Raw genomic sequence first — 23992 nt, forward strand, 5'->3', positions numbered from 1 at the left:
TCTGGAACGCGGCGCCGGGGAGCGTGCGCGGTGAGCGCCCCGCAGACCGGGGGCGCGGAGAGCACGGCGGCCCGCCTGGTGCGCGAGCGGCTGGAGATCTCGGCGCTGACCCGCCGTGCGGGCGCCGGGCTGATCGCCCTCGACGTGCTCGTCAACGTGCTGCTGGGCGCGCTGCCGGTGGTGTTCGTGGTCGCGACGGCGGTGCTGCTCGGCAAGGTGCCGGCGGCGATGGCCGGCGGCCTGGACTCCCCCGCGTGGGACTCGCTGCTCGGCGCGTTCTTCGTGGCCGCGGCGGCCTTCATCGGGCAGCAGGTCGTCGCACCCGTCCGTGAGTCGGTCGGCGAGCTGGTGGCCCGGCGGATCGACGGCGAGGTGATCGACGACGTGATCGCCGCCGCCACCGGCACGACGAGCGTGGGCCCGCTGGAGGACCCGCAGGTCGTGGAGGACCTGCGCACCGCCGCCCGCGAGCTGGAGACCTGGGTGCAGAGCCCGGGTCAGGCCTGCGCCGGCCAGCTCGCGCTGATCGGCCGCTACACCCAACTCGCCGGCTACGCCGGGGTGGTGGGCGCCGTCTTCTCCTGGCTCGCCGCGGCCGGGCTGGTCGTCGCCGTGCTGCTGTTCCGCTACGGGCTGCGCGGCGGGCTGCGCAAGTACGCCGACGTCCGCTTCGAACTCGACGGCGCCGAGCTGAAGAACGACTACCTGCGCGAGCTCGCGATCGCCTCGGGCGCCGCCAAGGAGATCCGCGTCTTCGGCCTGAACGGCTGGCTGCGCGGCTTCTGGGGCTCCTCCTACCGGGAGTGGCTGGTGCCGCTGTGGGCGGCCCGACGCCGCATCTACCTGTGGCCGTTCGTCTGGTTCACCGCCTGGGGCATGGCGGTGACCGCGACCGTGATGGCCCTCGTGGGGCGCGGCGCGGCCGGTCCCGGCGCCGACCTCACCCTCACCGACTTCGCCCTGGTCGTCACGGCGGCGCTCAGCGCGCTCACCCTCGGCGAGTTCTACCGCGAGTCCGACCTGCCGACGGCCGTCGGCATGCACGCCTACGGCGCCACCAAGAGCTTCCTGGGCCGCCTCGCGGCGGAGGAACCCGCCCGGGCCGCGGCCGTCGAGGTGCCGGAGCCCGCGCACACCATCACCTTCGAGAACGTCTCCTTCCACTACCCCGGCGAGGACCGGGTGATCCTCGACGGCCTGGACCTCACGCTCACCGTCGGGCGGTGCACCGCGCTCGTCGGCCTCAACGGCGCCGGCAAGACGACGCTCGTCAAGCTCCTCGCCCGCCTCTACGAGCCCACGTCCGGCACCATCAAGCTGGACGGCGTCGACATCCGCAGCTACCCCGTCGAGGCCTGGCGGGCCAAACTCGGCGTCATCTTCCAGGACTTCGCCCGCTACGAGGTCTCCGCCGCCGACAACGTCGCCTTCGGGTCCGTCGCGCACCGCGACGACCGCGCCGGTGTGGAGGCCGTCATCGACGCCGTCGGCCTGCGCGAGGCCCTCGACGGGCTGCCGCGCGGCCTCGACACCCCGCTCGCCCGCCACCTCGACGGCGGCGGCGACCTCTCCGGCGGGCAGTGGCAGCGCGTCGCCCTCGCCCGCGCCCTGTTCGCGCTGCGGCACGGCTCGCCGGTCCTGGTCCTCGACGAGCCCACCGCGAGCCTGGACGTCCGCGCCGAGGCCGGGTTCTTCCGGGAGTTCACCGAACTCTCCCGCGGGGCCACCACGCTGCTGATCTCGCACCGCTTCTCCACCGTCCGCCAGGCCGACCACATCGTCGTACTGGAGGGCGGCCGGGTCGCCGAGCAGGGAAGCCACGACGAACTCCTCGCCGCCGAGGGCCGCTACGCCCGGCTCTTCCGCCTCCAGGCCGACCGCTTCACGGACGCGGACACCTCCGACGCGGACACCTCCGGGGAAGTCACCTCCGACGACGAGACCACCGAGAGCACCGAAGCAGCCGGGAGCGCACGATGAAGGAGACCCTGTCCGGCACCTGGCGGCTGCTCTCGATCGCCTGGAAGGTCGACTGGCGCAAGACCGTCACCGCGACCGTGCTGATGATGGCCGGTGCCGTCGCCGCACCCCTGCTCGCCGCCTTCCTCGGCCTCATGACCGACGCCGTCGTCCAGGGCCACGGCGGCACCGCGGGCGGGTACGGGATCGTCGTCGCGATCCTCGCCGTCGTCACGCTGTCCTTCGGCAACTTCGCCCACGTCGCCTACTTCGAACTCGCCGAACTCGCCGAGCAGCACTTCGTCGAGGACCTGATCACCCTCTCCAACGGCTCCGAGGGCATCGAGCACCACGAGCGCTCCGACTACGCCGACCTCGTGACCGTCCTCCAGCCCGAGAGCCGGCGCTTCCCGAACGCCTTCCAGGCCCTGTTCAGCCTGTTCGGGCTGATCCTCGCCGTGGTCTTCACCGCCGTCCTGCTCGCCCGGCTCAACCCGCTGCTCCTGCTGCTGCCGCTGGCCGCCGTCCCGCCGCTGATCGCCGGCCGCAAGGCCGAGGCCGTCACCGACCGCGCCAGGACCGCCACCGCCGAGCCCACCCGCATCGCGCTCAACCTCTTCCGGCTCTCCGCCAACGCCCGCTTCGCCGGCGAGCTGCGGGTCTTCCGGATGAGCGACGAACTGCGCCGCCGCCACGCCGAACTGTGGGACACCACCAGCCGCGGCCTGTGGCGCGCCAACACCCGCGCCGCCGCCGTCCGCGCCGGCGGGCAGACCGTGTTCGGCCTCGCCTACATGGGCGCCATGATCCTGGTGATCCGCGAGGCGATCTCCGGTCGCCACGGCGTCGGCGACGTCGTGCTCGTCATCTCGCTCGCCACGCAGGTCAACCGGCAGGTCGCTTCGGCCGTCAACCTCCTCGGCGACCTCCAGCGGATGACCGGCACCCTGCGCCGCATGGACACCATGCGCGACGTCGTCACCCGGGCCGACGCCCCCGCCGCACGGCAGGCACCCCCGGAGCGCTTCACCCGCGGCATCCGGCTGGACGACGTCGACTTCGCCTACCCCGGCACCGACGCCCCGGCCCTGTCCGGCGTCTCGCTCGCCCTGCCGGCCGGCTCCACCGTCGCCGTCATCGGCGAGAACGGCGCCGGCAAGAGCACCCTCGTCAAACTCCTGTGCGGCCTCTACCGCCCCACCCGCGGCCGCATCCTGCTCGACGGCACCGACCTGCGCGACCTGCCCACCGAGGAGTGGCGCGAGCGGATCGCCGCCGGCTTCCAGGACTTCGTCCGCTTCGAGCTGCCCGCCCGCCACACCGTCGGAGTCGGCGACCTGCCCCGGCTCGACGACGACGCGGCCGTCCGCGAGGCCCTCGAAAAGGCCCACGCCACCGACGTCGTCGGCCAGCTGTCCGACGGCCTCGACACCCAGCTCGGCACCAGCTGGACCGAGGGCGCCGAACTCTCCGGCGGCCAGTGGCAGAAGCTCGCCCTCGGCCGGGCCCTGATGCGCGAGGCCCCGCTGCTCCTCGTCCTCGACGAACCCACCTCCGCGCTCGACCCCGAGGCCGAGCACCACCTCTTCGAGCGCTACGCGACCCAGGCCCGCACCCTCGGCGCGTCCACCGGCGCGATCACGCTCCTCGTCTCGCACCGGTTCTCCACCGTGCGCATGGCGGACCTGATCGTCGTCGTCCGCGACGGCCGCGTCGTCGAGACCGGCGACCACGCCACCCTCATGAAGGCCGACGGCCTGTACGCGGAACTATTCGAACTCCAGGCGCTCGCCTACAAGTAGCCGATCGCGAACGAGCCGGCGCGCCTGGCGACCTCTCCCACACACCCGTTCCCAGGAGGAACCCCTTGCGAAGATGGACCGCCCTGTTCACCACCCTCTTGACGGCGATAGCCCTCGCGGGCGCGGCCACGCCCGCGAGCGCCGACGACGGCGACTCTCCCGACCTCGCTCTCGCCAGGGGCGTCACGACCAACGGCATCATGACCCACGTCCGCGCCCTCCAGCGCATCGCCGACCACAACGACGGCCTGCGCGCCTCCGGCACCGACGGGTACGACGCCGCCGCCGACTACGTGGAGCGCACCCTGCGCCACTCCGGCTACGACGTCCAGGAGCAGCAGTTCACCATCCCGTACTACCGGGAACTGAGCCCCGCCGCGCTGACCGAGGTCTCTCCCAACGCCGTCACCATCAAGGCCGACACGTTCGTCTACTCGGGCAGCGCGGACGTGACGGGCACCGTGGTACCGACGACCAACGTGGTCGTCCCGCCGACGCCCCAGCCGAGTTCGGCCTCCGGCTGCGCCCCCGGGGACTTCCCCCCGGTGCCGGCCGGGGCCGTCCGGATCGCGCTGATCCAGCGCGGCGGCTGCGGCTTCGCGCCGAAGACGGCCAACGCACAGGCGGCCGGCTACAAGGCCGTGATGATGTTCAACGAGGGCCAGCCGGGCCGTGACGGAGCGCTGACCGGCACGATCGGCGGGCCCACCGGCATCCCGGTGGTCGGCCTCGACTACGCCAGTGGCCTCGCCCTCTACCAGGCGGCCACGTCGAGCACCGGCGCGACCGTCCACCTCGTGACGAACACCGAGCAGAACCCCAACGCGGAGACCCGCAACATCATCGCGGAGACGCGCGGCGGCGACCCGAACCACGTCGTGCTCGTGCACGCCGAGCTCGACGCCCTGCCCAGCGGCCCCGGGATCAACGAGAACGGCACCGGCGTGGCGACGGCCCTGGAGATCGCGCGGCAGCTCGCGCGCCTGCACGTGCCGCCGCACTACAAGGTCCGCTTCGCGTTCTTCGGCGCCGAGGAGACCCGCGCCTTCCGCGACGCCACCGGCGCGGTCGGACTCCAGGGCTCGCTCCACTACGTCGACACGATCGGCCCGGCCGAGGTGGCCAAGATCTTCGCCGCCGTCCACCTGGACTCGATCGGCTCGCCCAACTACACCCGCTACGTCTTCGACGGCAGCGGGCCGGCCGGGTCGGACAAGATCACGAAGCTGTTCACCGACGCGTTCGCCGCGCGCGGCATGGCCACCGATCCGCACCCGCCCACCACGTTCGACGGCGACTCCGACTACGGGCCGCTGATGAACGCGGGCGTCCCGACCAGCGGCCTGTTCGGCGGCGCGGCCGAGGTCAAGACCCCGGACCAGGCCAAGAAGTACGGCGGCACCGCGGGCCAGGAGAACGACCCGTGCTTCCACCAGGCCTGCGACACGATCAAGAACGTCAACCGCACCGCGGTCGGCGACTTCGGCGCCGCGGCCTGGACGGTGGTGCGCGAGCTCGCCGCCAAGGGCCTGAGCTGAGAAGTGTCCCGCACTGTCCGGCCACGTGATTGTCCAGAACCGCTCCCCCTGTTCGTCGTGGGAGTGCGGTGACGGACGGTCCGTTCCGGCCGCCCGGTGCGATCACCGGGCGGCCGGTGCCGGTCCCGCCCTAGAATTCGGTTGCCGCGCGTCCGTCAACTGAGAGTTGGGGTTATGAAGTTCATGCTCTTCGTCTGCGTCGACAAGGCCGCCTACGAGGGCGAGCCGCAGAAGCCGGTCGAGCCCGACGAGCCGATGCCGTGGGCCGACGAGCTCGACGCCGCCGGCATCCGCCTGCACGGCGACGAGCTGAGCCCCTACCACGCCGCCACCACCGTCCGCCTGCGCGGCGGCGAGGTCGTGCTCGGCGACGGCCCGTTCGCGGAGACCAAGGAGGTCATCGCGGGCTACGACATCATCGACTGCGCCGACCTCGAAGAGGCCGTCAAGATCGCCGCCCGCCATCCCGTGGCCGAGTACGGCGTGATCGAGATCCGCCCCTTCCGCGGCTGAGCGTGAACGTCGAGTCCGCCGTCGCGACCACCTTCCGGGCCGAATGGGCCCGGGTGGTCGCGACGCTGATCCGCACCACCGGCGACTGGGACCTCGCCGAGGAATGCGCCCAGGAGGCCTTCGCCCAGGCGCTCGCCCGCTGGCCGCAGGACGGCGTGCCCGCCCGCCCCGGCGCCTGGATCGTCACCACCGCGCGCAACCGCGCCATCGACCGGCTGCGCCGCCGCAAGGTCGAGGCCGTCAAGCTCCAGCAGATCGCCGTCGACCTGCGCCACGACGAGGAACGGGCCCCCGCCGAGCCCAACGACATCACCGACGACCGCCTGCGGCTCATGTTCACCTGCTGCCACCCGGCGCTGCCGCTCGTCTCCCGCGTCGCCCTCACCCTGCGCACCCTCGCCGGCCTCACCACCGCCGAGATCGCCCGCGCCTGCCTGGTCTCCGAACAGACCATGGCCAAGCGCCTCGTGCGCGGCAAGGAGAAGATCCGCCACTCCGGCATCCCCTACCAGGTGCCCGGCAAGGAACTCCTCCCGCAGCGGCTGCCCGGCGTCCTCGCCGTGCTCTACCTGCTCTTCAACGAGGGCTACGCCGCCTCCACCGGCGCCGACCTGCTGCGGCCCGACCTGTGCGGCGAGGCGATCCGGCTCGTCCGCCTCCTCGCCCGCCTGATGCCCGACCAGCCCGAGGTGCTCGGCCTGGGCGCGCTCATGCTGCTCCACCACGCCCGCCGGGACGCCCGGGTGAACCCCGACGGCGAGCTCGTGCCCCTCGCCGACCAGGACCGCTCGCGCTGGCACCGCGCGGAGATCGACGAGGGCGTCGCCCTGCTGGAGTCGGCCCTGGACCTCGGCGAGGTCGGCCACTACCAGCTCCAGGCCACCATCGCCGCCTGCCACGCGACCGCCCCCTCCGAGGCGGACACCGACTGGTCCGCGATCGCCCACCTCTACGCCCGCCTCGCGGGCCTCGCCGCGTCCCCCGTCGTCGAGCTCAACCGCGCGGTGGCCGTCGCGATGGCCGAGGGCCCGGCGGCCGGCCTGGCCCTGGTCGACGAGCTCGCCGCCGGCCGCGAACTCAGCGGCTACCACCTGCTGCCGGCCGTCCGCGCCGACCTCCTGCGCCGCCTCGAACGCTGGGACGAGGCCGCCCACGCCTACCGCCTCGCCCTCGACCTGGCCACCACCGACACCGAACGCAAGTACCTGGCCCGCCGCATCGAGGAGGTCGCCGCCGGCACGGGCTGACGTCACGGTGCGGCGAGGCGGCCGCCAAGCCGGCGCGTCGCGGTCACGGTGCGGCGAGGTGGCTGTCCAACCTGGTCGGCGTGCCGAGGTCACGGTGTCGCAAGGCGGCCGTCCAGCCTGGTCAGCGCGTCCCGCAGCGCCGCCCTCGTCGTGATGCCCAGCTTGGGGAACGCGCGGTAGAGGTGCGCGCCGACGGTGCGGGGTGACAGCCGCATCTGCTCGCCGATCTCCTTGTTCGTCAGGCCCCCGGCGGCCAGGTCCGCCACTCGGCGTTCCTGCCACGTGAGCGCCACCGTCGCGGCGGGCACGGCCGGCGGCCGGGGGACGGCCCCGGCCGCCCGCAGTTCGGCCTGCGCCCGCGCGGCCCAGCCGCCGGCGCCGAGCCGGTCGAGCGCTTCGGCCGCCGGGGCGAGGAACTCGCGGGCCGCCGCGCCGCCCTGGGTGCGGCGCACCCGGATCCCGTGGGCCAGCCGGATCCGGGCCAGCTCGAACGGGAACCGCTCGGCGGCCGGGTGGGCGGCGGCGCGCGCGTACATCGCGGCGGCCTCCCCGTCGTCGTCGGCCGTCATCGCCAGGGCGCCGTAGGTGATCAGCGCCAGGCGCGGCGAGATCCCGGGCAGTCCGGCGTCCCGCGCGGCGAGGGCGTGGTCGCGGGCCTGCTCGGCGCGCCCGGTGTGCAGGGCCGCCTCGATGAGGTCGAGCAGGGTCCGCGACGCCTGGTAGGCGTAGGGCCGGAACGCCCCGGGGGCCGTGATGCCGATCGCGTAGAGGAACGCGGTCTCGAAGTCGCCGGCGCTCAGCGCGGTGGTCGCGCCGACGGAGTCGGCGATCTGGGTGAGGAACCCGACGCCGCGCGGTCGGGCCCACGCGTCGACGGCGGCCTGCAGGTCCCGCGCCTCGTCCGCCCGACCGCGCACGGCGGCCAGCTGGGCCAGGTAGGCGCGCGTCTGGTGGGCGAACAGTCCGTGGCCGCGCTCGACCGCGAGGGCCAGCGCCCGGCGCCCGGTGCGCTCGGCCGCCTCCCAGTGACCGACCGCCAGCTGGTCGAGCATGATCAGGTGCAGCATGACGATGCCGCTGGACGTGGCGCCGGTCTCCAGTTCGCGGTCCACCACGCGCTCCAGGTGGGGGCGCAGCGGCGTCAGGAGGTCGAGGTGGTAGGCCGACACGGCCAGCCGCGAAACGTCCCAGGGGTCCTGGTCGGCCAGGCCGGCCGCGGCCCGTTCGATCGGTCCGGCCCAGCCCGCGCCGTGGCGGACGACGTCGCTCCAGGTGCTGCCGTACATCCGGGCGCGCTCGGCGGCGAGGTCACCGAGGGAGGCGAGCACCTCGTGGGTGCGCTCCCAGGCGGCGTGGCCGCCCGCGTACTGGCTGACCGCGAGCAGGAGGCTGACCAGGCGGTGGAGCACCTCGTCGTCGGGCCGGCCCGGCGTCTCGTCGCGCAGCTTCTTCACCGCGGCCAGGACCTGACGGTGGGTGGAGCGCACGTCGCCGTCCTGGTAGAGCGCCAGGTAGGCGTTGGCGAGGACGGCGGCCGGGTTCTCGTCCGGCCCGCCGGCCGACGCGGCGAGGGCGAGGCTGCGGGCCTGGCCGAGCCGGTCGGCCTGCCCGGCGACGAACGCCGCGTCGCCGAGCCGCCGGGAGCGGTCGGCGCCGTACTCGCTCAGCTCGGCGGCGCGGGTCAGCCAGGACACCGCCATGAGCGCGCCGCCGCGCCGGGTCGCCGAGCGGGCCGCGGTCTCCAGGGCGGCGGCGACGTCCTCGTCGGGGTCGACGGTGGCCGCGGCCAGGTGCGTGGCGCACCGCTCCACGTTCTCCCGGTGGACGTGCGCCAGCACCCGGTGGGCGGCGCGGCGCTGGTCGGGGGTGGACAGCTGCACGATGCTCGACCGGACGAGGGGGTGGCGGAAGGCGGGTTCGCCGGTGGCCGGTTCGACGACCAGCAGGCCGCACCCGAGCGCCTCGTCGACGCCGCGCATGCGGTAGCGCGCGGCCGGGGCCGGGCCGTCGCCCGCCCTGGCCGTCGCGCCGTCGAGGGCGCCCGTCAGCAGCTCCGCCCGGACGGAGTCGCCGAGGCGCGCGATGCGGGCGGCGTAGACGTCCTGGATCCGCCGGGGCAGCGGCACGGCGTGCAGGCCGAGCAGGTCCTCCGGCGCACCGGCGGCGGGGGCCGTCGCGCGGGCGGCCAGGTGGGCGGGCAGCTCCAGCAGGGCCAGCGGGTTGCCGCGGGCCTGGTCCAGCACGAGGCCGCGCAGCCGCGCGTCCAGCTCGGGGTGGTGACGGGCCAGCAGGCACGCGGCGTCGTCGGCGGCGAGCGCGGCGACGGGCGCCTCGGGCAGCGCGGCCGTGTCGAAGCGGGAGGCGGTGTCGCTGCGGACGGCCACCAGGAGTTTCACGCCGGGGCTGCCGCTCAGCCGGCGGCCGACGAACCCGCACACGTCGGCGCTGGCGTCGTCCAGCCACTGGCCGTCGTCGAGGACCAGCAGCACCGGTCTGCGCGAGGCCGCCGCCGACAGCAGGTTGAGCACGGCGATGCCGAGGGCCATGACCGAGGGCGGCGGACCGTCCATCCCGCCGAACGCGGCGTCGAGCGCCGCCCGCGCGGCGGCGTCCAGCCTTGCGCTGGCCGGCCGCCCGGCGTCGGAGAGCAACGGGTAGAGCAGCTGGTGCAGTCCGGCGTACGGCAGTTCGGCCTCCGCCTCGACCCCGGTGGCGCGGACCACCAGCTGACCGTCCCCGGCGGCGAGCCGCCCCGCCAGGTCGAGCAGCGCGCTCTTGCCGACGCCCGCCTCGCCCCTGAGCAGCAGCGCCCGCCCGTCGCCGGCCCGCACGAACGTGGCCAACCGGGCCCGCTCGCCGTCCCGACCGACCATCACCATGCCCGGTTCCACGCCCGGTTCCCTCCCTGACCCCCCGTGGTCGTTGCCCGCAGCCGTATTCAACTGGACGGTTAGTTGATTACATTGGTGCCGAGGCGGACCTGTCAAGTAACCGGTTAGTTAGGAGCAGGGTGCATGGAGCGCGACGCGGAGGCGACCAAGCGCAGACTCATCGCGGCCGGCCGGGCCGAGTTCGCCGCGTACGGGCTGCACGGCGCCCGCGTCGACCGCATCGCCGCGGCCGCGCAGAGCAACAAGGCGCAGATCTACCACTACTTCGGGAACAAGTCCGGGCTGTTCGACGCCGTCTGGAGCGAGCTGGTCGAACTGATCGTGGTGGGCGTGCCCCTCGACGTGGACGACCTCCCCGGGTTCGCGGCCGGGCTGAGCGACCTCTACGAGGAGCACCCGGACATGCCCCGGATCATCACCTGGCAGCGCCTCGAACACGGGGACGCGCTCAACGACCTCGGGGTCGCCGAGGTCCGCGCCAGGAGCGCCGCCATCGCCGACGCCCAGGCCAGGGGCCTGGTCTCGACCCGCTTCGAGCCGCAGGTGCTGTTCGCCCTGCTCGTCCACCTCGCGATGCTGTGGGCGGCGGCCAACCCCGAGGTGCTCACGGTCATCGACCTGGCCGGCCGCGAGCAGCGCCGGGAGATGGTCCGCCGCATCGCCACCGCGATGGTGGAGTAGCGGCTCCGGGGCCGCGCGCAAAAAACACCGAGACGGTCCGCCGACTTTCCGTCAGCGGACCGTCCTGTTCGGGTGTGGCTAGCCGGCGTGGATCGGGGTGTTCTGGTACCCGGCGACGCGCCACTCGCCGCCGGACTGGCGGGCGAGCATCCACGTCGCACGGATCGCGCGCTCGCGGGCGACCTCCGTCTCCCCCGGCGCGAGGACGCCGCCCTGGGTGACGACGAGGGCGAAGTCGGGCCCGTGGAACTTGGCGGCCAGCGGGTCGCCGGTCACCCGGGTGCCCTTGAACGGGCCCGCGTAGGCCTGGGCCATGAACGTGCGGATGGCCTCGCGGCCCTGCAGGAAGACGTCCCCCGCGAGGATCAGGTGGGCGTCCTCGGTGAAGAGGTCGGCGAAGGCGTCGTGGTCGTGTCCGGCCCACGCGGCGACGATGCGCTGCGGGACCTCGACGGCGGCGGCCTGGTCGGAGGTGAGCTCGGGCATATCGGTTCTCCTCGTCGTGGGTGTGGGGCTCTACCGCTTGGCGAACTGCCCGGGGGTGCGGCCGGACCCCGCCGGGCCGCGGTAGGCCTGGGCGATCTCCAGCCACGCCTGCGCGTCGGCGCCGGTGGCGGTCACCGCCAGGTCGTCGGGGTGGCGGCGACGGGTGACCAGCAGGCAGAAGTCCTCGGCGGGCCCGCTCACCCGGTCCGTCGCGTCGACCGGGCCGTACGCCCAGAGCGCGCCGGAGGGCGCCGTGATCTCGAACCGGAACTCCTTCTCCGGCGTCGCCAGCTTCCGCGCCTGGTAGCCGAAGTCCCAGACCCGGACGGCGAATTCGACCAGCGGCCGGAGCCGGTCCGTGCGCGGGCGGTCCACGCCGAGCGCGTCCGCGATGTCCTGCCCGTGCCCGAACAGCTCCATCATCCCGGCCGCCGCCAGCACCGGGGCCGGGATCGGCCGCACCAGCCACGGCACCAGCTCCCCGGTCGGCACCTCCGCCAACGCCTTCTCCGCCGCCGCCCGTTCGGCCTGCCACAGCGCGTACAGCCGCTCCGGCGGCTCCGCCAGGTAGGGCAGCAGCGCGGTCTGCACCGCCCCGTCGAAGTCCCCGCCGATCCGCGACACGATCGCCCGGAACGCGTCCGGCGCCGCGGCCGCGGTCCCGGCCATCTTGAAGGTCGCCGCCAGGTGGGCCACCTGGTGGGCGATCGTCCACCCGGGCGCCGGCGTCGGCAGCCCCCACTGCTCCTCGTCCAGGTCCGCGACGAGTCGGTCGATCTCGCCGCCCTCGGCGCCCAGCGCCGCGATCACGTCCTGCGGGTCCGCCATCCTGTGTCCGTCCGTCCTGGTCTCGTCACCGGGGCGCCGGCCATCCGACGAACCGCCGGAGCCGCGCCGCACCGACCGTGCGATCAACGAACTTCAGTATGTCCCCGCCGAGTTGCCCCGCCTTCTCCGATCGTGCGGTGCCCACCGGCGGGCGCACGACCGCCATCGTGGAGCATGTGTGACGACTGATCAGAAGACGAAGTAGCTCGCACCGAACGTCGTCGCCGACTGGCCCGGGTCCACCTCGGCCGTCACCGGGCCCTGACAGTTCGCCGCCGCGTGGACCAGGACGATGGACGTCGTGTGGTTCTGGATCGAGATCGGCGACCAGGTCGCGTAGCAACCCCGCTGCGGGTTCTGGTGGGGGACGCCGTTCACCACCAGGAGGCCGGTCGCGGCCTCAGCCGGTACGGCGAGGGCGAGGGCACCGGCGGCGGCCAGCACGACGGCTCCAACTAAACGACGACGCATAGCGGTTCTCCCTTCTCCGGGCCCGCATCCGGCAACGGCGCCCGCTGTACGGAATGCTGTCCGCCCGGGTTCGGGTACCGCAATCCCCCGGAGCGGTGGCGGTGCGCCGGACGCCCCCGGGGAGCCCCCGCGCGCCAAGTGCGCAAGCTCGAAGACGGGTGCGAATCCAGGCATTTGGCAAGGTGGTCTACCGGCGTGGCGCAGGCCCCGCCGCACGACGGAAACCCCGCCCCTACGCATCCGCCCCACCGGGAGGACCCATGAGGACGAAAGTGGTCCAGCACCACCGGGCCCTGCTCAACCTGTTCCTGATCGTCGTCATCGGCCACTGGATGGAACACCTCGTCCAGGCCTACCAGATCTGGGGCCTCGGCCGGCCCGTTCCGAAGGCCCGGGGGGTCCTCGGGGAGTTCTACCCGTGGCTGATCACTTCGGAGTGGCTGCACTACGGCTACGCGATCGTCATGCTGATCGGACTGTTCGTCCTGCGTCCCGGTTTCGTCGGACGGGCGCGCACGTGGTGGAACATCTCCCTGGGCATCCAGTTCTGGCACCACATCGAGCACCTGCTGCTGCTCCTCCAGGCCCAGACCGGCCACTTCCTCTTCGGCCGCGCCGCACCGACGAGCATCCTCCAACTCGCATTCCCCCGCGTCGAGTTGCACCTCTTCTACAACACGATCGTGTTCATCCCGATGGTCGTGGCGATGTACCTCCACCTGCGGCCCAGCCCGGAGGAGGCACACGAGATGACGTGCAGCTGCCACGCCGTCGAGCACCGGCCGCTGGCCCCGACGGGCGCATGACGCTCGCGCAGCCCCTGCGGAAGACGACCAAGCCCCGCAAGCCGCCCGCCACCCGTGCGTTCCAGCGGCGGATGGCGGCGGGCCTCGCCGTCCTGGTGCTGCTGCTCCTGGCCGTCGCCTGGCTGAGCTCCTCGAAGCCGTTCCGGCTCACCGCGGCGACGCCCGCCGACGGCGCCACCGTGGACGCCCCGCCCGCCGAGGTGGTGCTGGCGTTCAGCGACGAGCTCCGCACGAAGTCCGTCTTCGTCCGGGTGACCGCCGCCGACGGCACCGCCGTCGACAGCGGCACGCCGAGGCCGGACGGGCAGCGCGTGGTCACGCCCGTCACGATCTCCCGGCCGGGCGCCTACGTCGTCACCTACCGGCTCGCCCTCACCACGGGCAAGGAGACCTCGGGCGTCACCGGCTTCTCCGTCGGCGCCCCCGCCGCCGGGCCGCAGGGCGACACCGGGGCCGCGTCCGGCCACTCGCACGACATCGACGGCGTCTGGAACGCCGCGCTGCTCGTCGTCGACGCCGTCCTGCTGCCCGCCGCCGTCCTGCTGATGATCCGCCGGCCCCGGGTGCGCCGCCGCGCCCGCCCGGACCCCACCTCAGGCCCCTGAGGACGACCCCTGGAGACCACACACCGATGAGCCCCCGCCGCCGCGATCCCGCCGCCCGTCCGGCCCTGCTCGACATCGCCGCCCGGCTCCTCACCGAGGAGGGTCCGAAAGCGCTGTCGGCCCGGCGGATCGCCGCCGAGGCGGGGAGTTCGACGATGGCCCTCTACACGCACTTCGGCGGGATGAACGGCCTGGTGCGCGCGACCGTCCATGAGGGGTTCGCCCGGCTGCAGCGGCACTTCGACCGGGTCCACCGCACGGCGGACCCGGTCGCCGACCTCGCCGTCCTCGGCTTCGCCTACCGCTGCAACGCGCTCGACAACCCGCACCTGTACGGGGTGATGTTCGGCGGGGCGCTGCTCGGCGGGTTCTCGGTCGGCGAGGAGGACCGCCGGCACGGCCGCTACACCCTGACGGGCGTGGTGGAGAGCGCCGCCCGCTGCATCGAGGCGGGCCGGTTCCGGGCGACGGACCCCGGGCTCGTCGCCCACCAGATGTGGTCCGCCGTACACGGCCTGGTCACCCTCGAACTGGGCGGCTACCTCCTCGCCCCGTGGAACGCCGAGAGCTGTCTGCTCGCCCAGCTGACGGCGCTGATGGTCGGCGTCGGCGACAGCCCGTCGGACGCCGCGGCCTCGATGGCCTCCGCACTGCTGCGGATGCCGACCGAGGTCGCGGCGCACGACGACACCCGGTCCACGGTCGATCCGGCCGACCTCAGCAGCTAGGACCCCGGCTGGGCGCGACTCCCCGGAGCCGACCCGGAGCGGCCCCGGAGCGGTTCACAGGCCGGTTTGGAGCTTCTCGATCCGCTCGAAGAAGAACTCGTGCTTGAGGAAGGAGACGTCGTACTCGTGGCCCGGGTAGGGCGGGACGAGTTGGGCGGCCTGGATCAGCCGCCAGCCGTCCTTGAGCGCATCGAGTCCGGTGCCGTAGGGCGGCTCCGCGCCGTCTCCCGTGGTCGGGGAGGTGCGGCCGGTGCCGTCGTACCGCGACCAGCCGACCACCTCCGAGTCCAGCGCGGAGGTGAACAGGTACATCACCAGCAAGCCCTCAGGCCTGTCCTGTCGATCTCGGCCGTCCAGCGGTCACACTCCGATGAAGCTCACCGTTTCCGTCATGTCCGCCCGCCCGGTGCGCAGTTGCGGCACGCCCTCCTTCTCGAACCCCACTGAGACGCCACAGAACAGCACGAGTCCGTCATCGGCTCCGACTGCCTGGCCGACAGTCTCCCGGTACACCGTCCACATCACTTGGGGGCAGCTGTGCAGCCCCTCGGCCCTCAACAACAGCATGACCGTCTGCAGGTACATCCCCGCGTCAGCCCACTGTCCGGGCCCCATCGTCCGGTCGAGGTAGCAGAACAGGACAGCCGGCGCCCCGAACGCCTCCGAGTTCAAGGCGGCGATCTTCCTGGGCCGGTCCGGGTCGTCGCGCTCGATCCCCAGCGCTTCGTACCGCTGGGCGGCGGCAGCAGCAAAGCGGTCCAGATACGGCGAGGCCAGCCCCTCCGGGTACATCGGGTACTCACGCTCGTCGCCGGGGTCCCCCACCAGTGCCCTGGCTGTAGCGGCCCGCTTGAGTTCCGCCAAGGGTTCGCCGGTCACGACGTACAGATGCCACGGCTGGAGGTTCCCGCTGGACGGAGCCCGCGTCGCTGCGGTCAGCACTCGTTCGAGTACCTCCTTGGGCACGGGCTCATCGCTGAACGCCCGCACGGCCCGGCGGCTGTCCACGGCCTCATACACATCCACGTCTTCGCGTCCTCTCGTTCAACCAAGCCCCTCCACCGTATTCAGCGGTCGGTACCGAGCACGCCGGGGGTTGGGAGACGTCCCGACGATCAGTCCAGTCGTTGATAGGACTGTCGGAGACAGAGGTGACTTGACGGATGCTCAGCAGGAGCAGCCGGAGCCGCTTCTGCCGGTTAGGGGCGGCTCGTGAGCACCACCAGCCGCTGCGTGGCCCGCGTCATCGCAACGTAGCGGTCGACGGCACCCTCGATCCCCTCACCGAAGGCCTCCGGGTCGACGAGGACGACCAGGTCGAACTCCAGCCCCTTCGACAGCTCCGGCGTCAACGACCGCACCCGCGGCCGCTCCTCGAACGAGGGATCCCCGATGACGCATGCGACGCCCTCGGCGTGCTCGGCCAGCCAGCCGTCCAGGACGGACTCCAGCTCCCCGACTCCCCCGTGCGTGACGGGAACCCCGCTGCTGCGGATGGACGTCGGCACGTTGGCGTCCGGCAGCACCGCCCGGATCACCGGCTCGGCCTCGGCCATGACCTCCTCCGGCGTCCGGTAGTTGACGCCGAGCGAGGCCACCTCGATCCGGTCGAGCCCGGCGCGCTCCAGCCGCTCGCGCCACGGCCCGGTGAAGCCGTGCCGGGCCTGCGCGCGGTCGCCGACGATGGTGAAGCTGCGGGACGGGCAGCGCAGGAGCAGCATCTGCCACTCGGCGTCGGTGAGTTCCTGCGCCTCGTCGACGACGATGTGGGCGAACGGGCCGGCGTAGGGCTCCGGGTCGGCGACGGGCCCGGCGGCGTCGACGTCGACGAGGCTGTCGCGCAGGTCCTGCCCGCGCAGCATGGTGACGGCGCCCTCGCCGTCCTCGTCGGCTTCGAGGATGTGGTCGATGACGTCGGCCATGCGCGCGCGTTCGGCGGCGAGCGCGGCCTCGTGACGGCGCCGGCGGCCGGCGGCCTCGCGGTCGCCGAGGCGCCGGCGGGCGGCGTCGAGGAGCGGCAGGTCGGAGACCGTCCAGGCCTGGGCGTCGGCGCGCTGGAGCTTCCTGACGTCCTCCGGGGCGAGCCAGGGCGCGCAGAGGCGCAGGTAGGCGGGGACCGTCCAGAGGTCGCCGACGAGGTCGGTGGCGTCGAGCATGGGCCACGCCCGGTTGAGGGTGGTGACCAGGTCCTTGTTCTGGCGCAGCGAGCGGCGGAACATCGCCGGGGAGAAGCCGCCGTCGCCCTCGTCGTCGTCCTCCGTGGCATCCATCTTGTCGAGGAGGATCGTGACGAGCTCCTCCCAGATCTGCTCGCGCGCCTCGTTGTGCGGGGTGCCGGGCTCGGGCGCCGCGAAGGCCTCGGCCCAGTCCGCGGCGCTCAGCCAGAGGTCGTCCCAGTAGGTCTCGACGGTCATGCCCTCGGCGGGCGGCTCCTCGTAGACGGCGACGGCCTTCTCGACGGCCTTGACCAGGTCCGCCGAGGACTTGAGGCGGGCGACCTCCGGGTCCGGCTCGGTCCCGGCCACGGCACCCTCGGGCACGAGGTCGCGCAGGGTGCACGTCCGCACGCCCTCCTCCCCGAGGCTGGGGAGCACGTCGGAGACGTACGCCAGGTACGGCTGGTGCGGGCCGACGAACAGCACGCCGCCGCGCCGGTGCCCGAGGCGCGGGTCCGAGTACAGCAGGTAGGCGGAGCGGTGCAGGGCGACGACGGTCTTGCCGGTGCCCGGGCCGCCGTCGACGACGAGGGCACCGCGCGAGCCGGCGCGGATGATGGCGTCCTGGTCGGCCTGGATGGTGGCGAGCACGTCGCGCATGCGCTCCGAACGGTTGCTGCCGAGGCTCGCGATGAACGCGGACTGGTCGTCGAGCGCGGCGCGCCCTTCGAGGCCGTCCGCGGTGAACACCTCGTCCCAGTAGTCGGCGATCCGCCCGCGCGTCCAGCGGTAGCGGCGGCGGCTGGCCAGGCCCATCGGGTTGGCGTGGGTGGCGGCGAAAAACGGTTCGGCGGCCGGGGCGCGCCAGTCGAGCAGCAGCCGGCGGCCGGTGCTGTCGGTCAGGCCGAGGCGCCCGATGTACACGGGCTCGCCGTCGTCGGCGCCGACGACGTGCCCGAGGCACAGGTCCGCGCCGAAGCGGCGCAGGGCGCGGAGCCGGCCGGTGAGCCGGTGCACCTCGGTGTCCCGGTCCAGCGCGCCCCGGCCGAGGCCGCCGGGCGCGCGGCGCACCGCTTCCAGGCCCTCGGAGAGTTCGGCGATCGTCTGCTCCAGGCTGTCCGCGATGGCGGCGAAGTGCGCCTCGTCGCGGGCGATCAGGGCCGGGTCGGCCTTGGCGGCGAGACGCTCGGGAAGGTCGAAAACGCCGGTGGCAAGGGGGTAGGTGGCATCGGTGGAGGACAAACGCGCACGCACTTCGTGAATCTCCCGTTTCCGCAGTTCTCGGCGTTGAGGCGGTAAGTCTGCGGGAGGAGGGGGGCCTTGCCGCAAGGCCCCCCTTGCGCTATACGTTGAGAGTGGCAAGAGGTGGGTGTTCGTGCCCGCCTGCCCGTAACCGCTTTGGTTGAGCATGGGTACTTCGACCGGCACCGGCGATCCCGTCATCACCGTCTCCGGCCTCCGCATGCGCTACGACTCCTTCGAAGCCGTGCGCGGCATCGATCTGGAGGTCCGACGCGGCGAGGTGTTCGCGTTCCTCGGCCCGAACGGCGCCGGGAAGACCACGACCGTCGAGATCCTCGAAGGCTACCGCCGCCGCACCGCCGGCGAGGTGACCGTCCTCGGCGAGGACCCGGCGCAGGCCGGGCCGCCGTGGCGGGCCAGGATCGGCGTCGTCCTCCAGGAGTCGCGCCCCGAGCGGGACCTCACCGTCGCCGAGTGCCTCCGGCTCTACGCCGGCTACTACCCGTCACCGCGCGGGATCGACGAGACGATGGAGCTGGTCGGCCTCGCCGACCAGGCCGACGCCACCGCGACCCGCCTCTCCGGCGGCCAGCGACGCCGCCTGGACGTGGCGCTCTCGCTCATCGGCGACCCCGAACTCCTGTTCCTGGACGAGCCCACCACCGGCTTCGACCCCTCCGCACGGCGCGCCGCCTGGGACATGATCGCCGGCCTCCGCTCACTGGGCGTGACCGTCTTCCTCACCACCCACTTCATGGACGAGGCCGAGCACCTCGCCGACCACGTCATGGTGATCTCCGAGGGCCGGATCGTCGCCGCGGGCCCGCCCGGCACCCTCGGCGGGCGCCAGCGGGCCGCCGCCGAGATCACCTTCACCCTGCCGCAGGGGGCCTCCGCGGCCGCGCTGCCGGGCGCCGTGCGGGACGCCGTCGTGCACGGCGCCGTGCACGGTGTCGTGACCGCCCACGCGGACGGCACCGGCGGCTCCGACCACATGGTGTTGCGCTCCACCCGTCCGCTCGCCGTCCTCGGACCGCTGATCGCCTGGGCCGAGGCCGACGGCCACGACCTGCCCGACCTGGAGGTCCGCCGCCCGAGCCTCGAAGACGTCTACCTGGCGCTCACCGAACCCGGGACGGACGCGCCGCCCGTCGAACCCCCGGACTCCCCGGATGCGCCACGGCATTCGGAGGCCGCATGATGACCGCCGCCCACGCCCGTAGCTCGGCGCGCGACGTCTTACGCCTCGCCCTGCACCAATTCCCTTACGACCTGCGCGCGTTCCTCCGCAACCCGCAGTCGCGGTTCTTCACGCTCGCGCTCCCGGTGCTCTTCCTGATCATCTTCGCCTCGGTGTTCGGCCGCCAGAACAACACCGTCAAGGTCTCCGGCGGCACCATCGACACCTCGGTCTACTACGTCCCGGGCATCATCACGCTCGGGATCATCGCCGCGTCCTTCGTCAACCTGGTCATCTCGGTGACCGGCCAGCGCGAGTCCGGCGTCCTCAAACGCCGCCGCGCCACCCCCGTCCCGGCCGCCGCCGTCATCGCCGGCCGGACGCTCACCGCCATCGTCGTGTCGATCGGCATCACCGTCCTGCTGCTGGTGATCGGCTGGGCCGCGTACGGCGCCCACGTGCCCGCCCGCACCGCGCCCGCCCTCGCGGTGGCCGTCATCGTCGGCACCGTCTCGTTCTGCTGCCTCGGCTACGCGCTGACGTCCGTCATCCGCAACGAGGACGCCGCCCAGCCCATCACCCAGGCCATCATGCTGCCGCTGTACTTCATCTCCGGCGTCTTCATCGCGACCTCGATCCTCCCCCACTGGCTGACCGTCGTCGGCGACGTCTTCCCCGTCCACCACCTCGTCGAGGCGCTGCTCACCGCCTACAACCCCCACACCACGGGCGCGGGCTTCGCCGGCACCGACCTGCTGATCGTCGCCGCATGGGGAGCCGCCGGCCTCGTGGTGGCACTGCGCCGCTTCAGCTGGCTGCCGCGCGGCACGTGAGGAGTACCACCCATGCCGACCGAAACCCAGACGCGGCGGGGCCGTTGCCCCACCCACGGAACGGTGGAGGCCACCAGGGACCTACCCAGGATCACCTTCCCGTGGGTCGTCAACTGGATCCGCCGCACCCTCGCCGAACGCCACCCGTTCCGCTGCCCCGAGTGCGGCGCCCCCGTCCAGGTGCCATAGCCGTCGCCGTACGTCACCGCGAACCGCGACGGCGGCCGTTATCGCAATGCCCACTAACTCGCTCTGACGTGGCACAACTCCTGGAAGACCACCCGCGTCTGCTGACGCTCCGCCGGCACGTCCCGGATCAGGCGGGTCAGGAGATCCGCCAGAGCTGGTTCACCTGGCCCGGGCCGTAGCAGTCCCACAGCTGGGTCTTGCCGTGGTTGTAGTAGATCTCCTCGTAGGCGCCGTCCAGACAGCGGCCGTTGGTCTGGACGGTCAGGTTGTAGACGAGGGGGTCGTTGGTCGCCCGGGTGAACTTCCACAGCTGGTTGCTCTGTCCCACGCCGTAGCAGTCCCAGAGCTGCATCTTGGTCCCGTTGCCGCCGATGTCCTGCCAGGCCGCGTCGAGGCACCGGCCGCTCTCCGCGTTGACCAGCTCGTAGTAGGCGCCCTGCGGACTGTCCATCCAGACCATGGTCCAGCGCTGGTAGGCGCTGTTGGGGTCGCAGTCCACCAGGAAGACGCCGATCCCGTTCCCGGTGCCGCTGGGGTCCAGGCAGCGGCCGTTGAACACGTTCTTGAGCAGCACGCCGCTCGACAAGGCATGGGCGGACGGCGCGGCAGCCACGAGCGTGGCCGTGGCGAACGCCGCGGTGGCGACCGCAGTGGTGAGAACCTTCCTCATCGTTCCTCCTGCTCCTCGTTCCTCGCTCTCCGGACCGGCCCCGTGACCGGTCGCTCCCAGCGTCGGCGGGCCGGATTGCCGCTGGATCGGCGTTCGATTGCCGCCCTGGCGGGAACGCGGGAAGGCGGGCAGACGGGAGCCAACCTGTCCGTCCGTCACCCGGGAGACGACCCCGCACCTCACCAGCGCCGCGATCGGCCGCGCAACACAGTGGCGACCGGAAGGGCGCGGACAGGGCAGGCAAACCGTGATCCGCGTCACGCCCACGCGGTCCGGTTTCCCTGTGTGCACGGAATGCCGCAGGCCGACCCACCTGCGGTTTCGTGTGCGGGCCGCGGCGGTTCATTCACTGAATAACGGTTCCTGCAACAAGTCTGGGAAAAGCCTGAGCGGTTGCTGAGAATGGCGCGTCCCCACGCACCTCCTCCTCCCCGGGAGCCGCGCATGCCCTCATTGCGTACCCGCTGGAGCAGACGGCGAATAGCCATCGCCACTGCCCTGCCCGTCCTGCTCATCGCCGCCACCGCGGCGAGCGGCCTGGACCTCGACCGCTACCTCGACTTCGACCACGACCGGGCCGCCGCCTGCGGCGCGGCGCACGATCCGGACGCCGACCGGGACGCCGACCACGACGCGGACAAGGACACCGGCAAGGACGCCGACGCCGATCCGGACGCCCGTCCCGGCCACTGCGGCATGGCCGGTGAGAGCGCCGACATCCTCGCCGCCTCCGCCCAGGCGAACGTCGCCCGTACCGCGCCCGGCACCTCGGTGAGCTCCGAGGCCGTGACCGCCGCCGCGAAGGACGCCGCCGCCATGCCGGTGACCGGTGCCGCCGTGGCCTGGCAGCAGAAGAACGACCTGCCGTACCAGTCGCAGAACTCCGCCTACGCGCAGGGCCCTTGGTGGGCCGGTCACGACGTGGTCTCCGGGCGCGCGACCGCGCTGGCCGCCGACGGCGCCACTGTCTACCTCGGCACCGCCGGCGGCGGCGTCTGGAAGTCCACCGACCAGGGCCAGACCTGGACCCCGCTGTTCGACGACCAGCCGAGCCTCGCCATCGGCGCGGTGGCCGTCAACCCGGCCGACCACTCGGTGTGGGTCGGCACCGGCGAGGGCAACTCCAACTCGGACGGCGTCGGCGGCACCGGCCTGTACCGCTCCACCGACGGCGGACAGACCTGGGCCCAGGCCGGCACCGGGCTCACCAACGGCCTCGTGACGCACATCGAGTTCGCCGGCAGCAAGGTCTACGCCGCCACCAACCAGGGCCTCATCCGCCACGACGCCGCCACCACGGACGGCGCCTGGGAGACGGTCCTCAAACCGGACCCGAACCCCGGCAACTCGCCCTACCGCACCTCCTGGATCACCGACGTCCGCGTGCAGCCGAACAGCAACGGCCAGAGCCTGGTCGCCGTCCTCGGCTGGCGCGGCGGCACCAAGGCCGACGACCTCGGCTACAACGGCGTCTACTACTCCACCGCGAACGGCGACTCCGGCACCTGGAACAAGGCCACCGTCTCGGGCGACCTGACCCAGGCGCAGGTCGGCCGCACCACCCTCGGCTTCACCTCCGACGGCGGCAAGCTCTTCGCCGTCGTCGAGGACCCGACCACGGTGGCACTGGCGGGTGTCTACGTGTCCGGCACCGGTGACCCGAACGGCCCGTGGACCAGGCTCGCGGACGGCACCGCGCTCAAGAACGCGGGCGCCACCGCCGGAACCGTCGGCGGCCAGGCCTGGTACGACCAGTACCTCGTCGTCGACCCGGCGGACGACACCCACCTATACGTCGGCCTGGAGGACCTCTACGAGACCTCCGACTCCGGCTCCACCTGGACGGCCATCGGCCCGTACTGGTGGAACAACACCTACAGCTGCTTCAGCTACGACCCGAGCCAGTTCAGCTGCCCCAACACCACCCACCCCGACCACCACGCCGCGGTGGTCGCCCCCGACGGCACCACGTACTTCGGCAGCGACGGCGGCGTCTGGTCCCGGCCCTCCGCCACCCGCGCCCAGGTCGGCGGCTTCAACGACCTCAACGCGGGCCTGCGCACCCTCCAGTACTACGGCGGCCAGACCGGGAAGAACACCGCCGGCACCGGCGACATCTTCTGGGGCGGCCTCCAGGACAACGGCTACTCGGTCTCCGTCCCGGGCGACCCGGCGATGTACGAGCCCAAGGGCGGCGACGGCTTCAACGTGATCGTCGCCCCGCAGGACGGCCGCTACAGCGTCGCCGAGTACACCAACCTGGCCCTCGCCAAGACGCTCGACGGCGGCCACACCTGGTACAACATCAGCCCCAACTGCACCAACTTCAAGCCGACGTCGACGACCACGCCGTGCGAGAAGGACGGCCGTTTCGTCGCCCCGTTCGGCGCGGACGTCGCCAACGTCCAGCACTGGGTGGCCGGCGGCCGCTACGTCTGGGACAACCAGGGCAAGGGCTGGTCCACCGCCTGCACCGGCGCGACCTGCGACTGGCAGCCGGTCTTCGACCTCGGCGCCGGCAACGCCGCCACCGCCGTGACCGCCGACGGCGCCGTGACGTACGCCGGCTGGTGCGGCACCGGCAACGGCTGCAACCCCGGCGGCGGCTCGCCGTTCGTCTCCGGCATCGCCACCAACTACGGCGGCACCTGGCACCAGGTCCAGGCGCCCAACCTGCCCAACCGCGTGGTCACCGCGATCTCCGCCGACCAGGCCGACGCCGCGCACGTCGTCGCCGTCTACGGCTCCTACAGCCGGCACTGGATCGACGGCGCCGGCACCGGCCACGTCTTCGAGTCCCACGACGGCGGCGCCACCTGGACGGACATCAGCGGCAACCTGCCCGACGCACCGGTCAACGCCGTCAAGATCGCCCTGGGCTCGCTGATCGTCGGCACCGACAACGGCGTCCTCGCCGCCTCGCCGACCGCCCCCTCCACCTGGTACCGGCTGGGCACCGGACTGCCCAACACCCCGGTCGGCGACCTCGCCGTCGCTCCGGACAGCTCGTACCTGCTCGTCTCCACCCACGGACGCGGCGCGTGGACCTGGACCCTGCCCCCGCAGCCCACGACGTGACCCACCCCCCGCCCCCCGGGCCCCCGGGGCCCCCGCCGCCCCCCCCCCCCCCCCCCCCCCCCCCCCCAACAAAAGGCCGCATTGTGGTT

21 protein-coding genes are annotated in these 23992 nt (G+C 73.0%); 13 read left to right on the forward strand and 8 right to left on the reverse strand.

The features are described 5' to 3' along the window. Window positions 1–30 precede the first annotated feature (30 nt). The 5 genes from ACFV4F_RS22905 to ACFV4F_RS22925 all read left to right on the forward strand — a co-directional run bounded on the left by ACFV4F_RS22905 (window position 31) and on the right by ACFV4F_RS22925 (window position 7059). Window positions 31–1980, forward strand: coding sequence for an ABC transporter ATP-binding protein (locus ACFV4F_RS22905; RefSeq protein WP_380505020.1), 1950 nt, complete (start codon window positions 31–33; stop codon window positions 1978–1980). After that, the gene (locus ACFV4F_RS22910; protein WP_380445433.1) at window positions 1977–3761 is read left to right on the forward strand and encodes an ABC transporter ATP-binding protein; all 1785 of its coding nucleotides are present in this window, start codon (window positions 1977–1979) and stop codon (window positions 3759–3761) included. The genes ACFV4F_RS22905 and ACFV4F_RS22910 overlap by 4 nt, the downstream gene beginning before the upstream one ends. A gap of 65 nt (window positions 3762–3826) precedes the next feature. After that, complete coding sequence (locus ACFV4F_RS22915; RefSeq protein WP_380445432.1) at window positions 3827–5299, forward strand: M20/M25/M40 family metallo-hydrolase; 1473 nt, start codon at window positions 3827–3829, stop codon at window positions 5297–5299. A gap of 174 nt (window positions 5300–5473) precedes the next feature. Further along, on the forward strand, window positions 5474–5812 hold the full coding sequence (locus tag ACFV4F_RS22920) for a YciI family protein (protein WP_359959702.1): 339 nt from the start codon (window positions 5474–5476) through the stop codon (window positions 5810–5812). A gap of 2 nt (window positions 5813–5814) precedes the next feature. Beyond that, complete coding sequence (locus ACFV4F_RS22925; RefSeq protein WP_380505023.1) at window positions 5815–7059, forward strand: RNA polymerase sigma factor; 1245 nt, start codon at window positions 5815–5817, stop codon at window positions 7057–7059. A gap of 89 nt (window positions 7060–7148) precedes the next feature. On the opposite strand, the gene ACFV4F_RS22930 is transcribed toward ACFV4F_RS22925, so the two are convergent. Next, a complete protein-coding gene (locus ACFV4F_RS22930; RefSeq protein ID WP_380505082.1) occupies window positions 7149–9932 on the reverse strand; it encodes an AAA family ATPase in 2784 nt (927 codons plus the stop codon). Window positions 9933–10073: 141 nt separating this feature from the next. Between ACFV4F_RS22930 and ACFV4F_RS22935 the strand changes: the two genes are divergently transcribed. Continuing rightward, window positions 10074–10631, forward strand: coding sequence for a TetR family transcriptional regulator (locus ACFV4F_RS22935; RefSeq protein ID WP_380445430.1), 558 nt, complete (start codon window positions 10074–10076; stop codon window positions 10629–10631). A 78-nt stretch (window positions 10632–10709) separates the two neighbouring features. On the opposite strand, the gene ACFV4F_RS22940 is transcribed toward ACFV4F_RS22935, so the two are convergent. The 3 genes from ACFV4F_RS22940 to ACFV4F_RS22950 form a co-directional block, all read right to left on the reverse strand. After that, window positions 10710–11117, reverse strand: coding sequence for an SgcJ/EcaC family oxidoreductase (locus ACFV4F_RS22940; protein ID WP_380505025.1), 408 nt, complete (start codon window positions 11115–11117; stop codon window positions 10710–10712). A gap of 30 nt (window positions 11118–11147) precedes the next feature. Then, window positions 11148–11945, reverse strand: coding sequence for a TIGR03084 family metal-binding protein (locus tag ACFV4F_RS22945; protein WP_380505028.1), 798 nt, complete (start codon window positions 11943–11945; stop codon window positions 11148–11150). A gap of 189 nt (window positions 11946–12134) precedes the next feature. Next, on the reverse strand, window positions 12135–12416 hold the full coding sequence (locus ACFV4F_RS22950; RefSeq protein ID WP_380505030.1) for a hypothetical protein: 282 nt from the start codon (window positions 12414–12416) through the stop codon (window positions 12135–12137). 260 nt (window positions 12417–12676) lie between these two features. Here ACFV4F_RS22950 and ACFV4F_RS22955 point away from each other — a divergent pair, with 260 nt between their 5' ends. Genes ACFV4F_RS22955 through ACFV4F_RS22965 form a run of 3 tightly spaced genes read left to right on the forward strand, consistent with a single transcriptional unit; the run spans window position 12677 to window position 14555 of the window. Continuing rightward, on the forward strand, window positions 12677–13222 hold the full coding sequence (locus ACFV4F_RS22955; protein WP_380505033.1) for a hypothetical protein: 546 nt from the start codon (window positions 12677–12679) through the stop codon (window positions 13220–13222). Next, window positions 13219–13827, forward strand: a complete 609-nt coding sequence (locus ACFV4F_RS22960) for a copper resistance protein CopC (protein WP_380505036.1) — start codon at window positions 13219–13221, stop codon at window positions 13825–13827. The genes ACFV4F_RS22955 and ACFV4F_RS22960 overlap by 4 nt, the downstream gene beginning before the upstream one ends. 26 nt (window positions 13828–13853) lie before the next feature. Further along, a complete protein-coding gene (locus tag ACFV4F_RS22965) occupies window positions 13854–14555 on the forward strand; it encodes a TetR/AcrR family transcriptional regulator (protein WP_380445424.1) in 702 nt (233 codons plus the stop codon). 54 nt (window positions 14556–14609) lie between these two features. Here the strand turns inward: ACFV4F_RS22965 and ACFV4F_RS22970 are convergent, their stop codons facing one another. The 3 genes from ACFV4F_RS22970 to helR form a co-directional block, all read right to left on the reverse strand. Further along, window positions 14610–14867: a hypothetical protein gene (locus ACFV4F_RS22970; protein WP_380445435.1), complete on the reverse strand. Its 258-nt coding sequence runs from the start codon at window positions 14865–14867 to the stop codon at window positions 14610–14612. Between the two features lie 48 nt (window positions 14868–14915). Further along, window positions 14916–15581 carry a nitroreductase gene (locus ACFV4F_RS22975; protein ID WP_380505039.1) on the reverse strand — a complete coding sequence of 222 codons (666 nt, stop codon included), beginning with the start codon at window positions 15579–15581 and terminating at the stop codon, window positions 14916–14918. Between the two features lie 173 nt (window positions 15582–15754). After that, a complete protein-coding gene (helR, locus tag ACFV4F_RS22980) occupies window positions 15755–17965 on the reverse strand; it encodes an RNA polymerase recycling motor ATPase HelR (protein ID WP_380505042.1) in 2211 nt (736 codons plus the stop codon). Window positions 17966–18119: 154 nt separating this feature from the next. Between helR and ACFV4F_RS22985 the strand changes: the two genes are divergently transcribed. Genes ACFV4F_RS22985 through ACFV4F_RS22995 form a run of 3 tightly spaced genes read left to right on the forward strand, consistent with a single transcriptional unit; the run spans window position 18120 to window position 20155 of the window. Beyond that, complete coding sequence (locus ACFV4F_RS22985; RefSeq protein WP_380505045.1) at window positions 18120–19154, forward strand: ABC transporter ATP-binding protein; 1035 nt, start codon at window positions 18120–18122, stop codon at window positions 19152–19154. Beyond that, window positions 19151–19966 (forward strand): ABC transporter permease, encoded by an 816-nt coding sequence (locus ACFV4F_RS22990; protein ID WP_380505048.1) that lies wholly within the window; start codon window positions 19151–19153, stop codon window positions 19964–19966. The genes ACFV4F_RS22985 and ACFV4F_RS22990 overlap by 4 nt, the downstream gene beginning before the upstream one ends. Window positions 19967–19978: 12 nt before the next feature. After that, on the forward strand, window positions 19979–20155 hold the full coding sequence (locus tag ACFV4F_RS22995; RefSeq protein ID WP_380492550.1) for a hypothetical protein: 177 nt from the start codon (window positions 19979–19981) through the stop codon (window positions 20153–20155). Window positions 20156–20291: 136 nt separating this feature from the next. Here the strand turns inward: ACFV4F_RS22995 and ACFV4F_RS23000 are convergent, their stop codons facing one another. Then, the gene (locus ACFV4F_RS23000; RefSeq protein WP_380445418.1) at window positions 20292–20825 is read right to left on the reverse strand and encodes an RICIN domain-containing protein; all 534 of its coding nucleotides are present in this window, start codon (window positions 20823–20825) and stop codon (window positions 20292–20294) included. 444 nt (window positions 20826–21269) lie between these two features. Here ACFV4F_RS23000 and ACFV4F_RS23005 point away from each other — a divergent pair, with 444 nt between their 5' ends. Further along, window positions 21270–23903, forward strand: a complete 2634-nt coding sequence (locus ACFV4F_RS23005; RefSeq protein WP_380505051.1) for a hypothetical protein — start codon at window positions 21270–21272, stop codon at window positions 23901–23903. The last annotated feature ends 89 nt before the right edge of the window (window positions 23904–23992 follow it).

It is taken from the genome of Kitasatospora sp. NPDC059722 (assembly GCF_042733235.1).
Lineage (GTDB): Bacteria > Actinomycetota > Actinomycetes > Streptomycetales > Streptomycetaceae > Kitasatospora.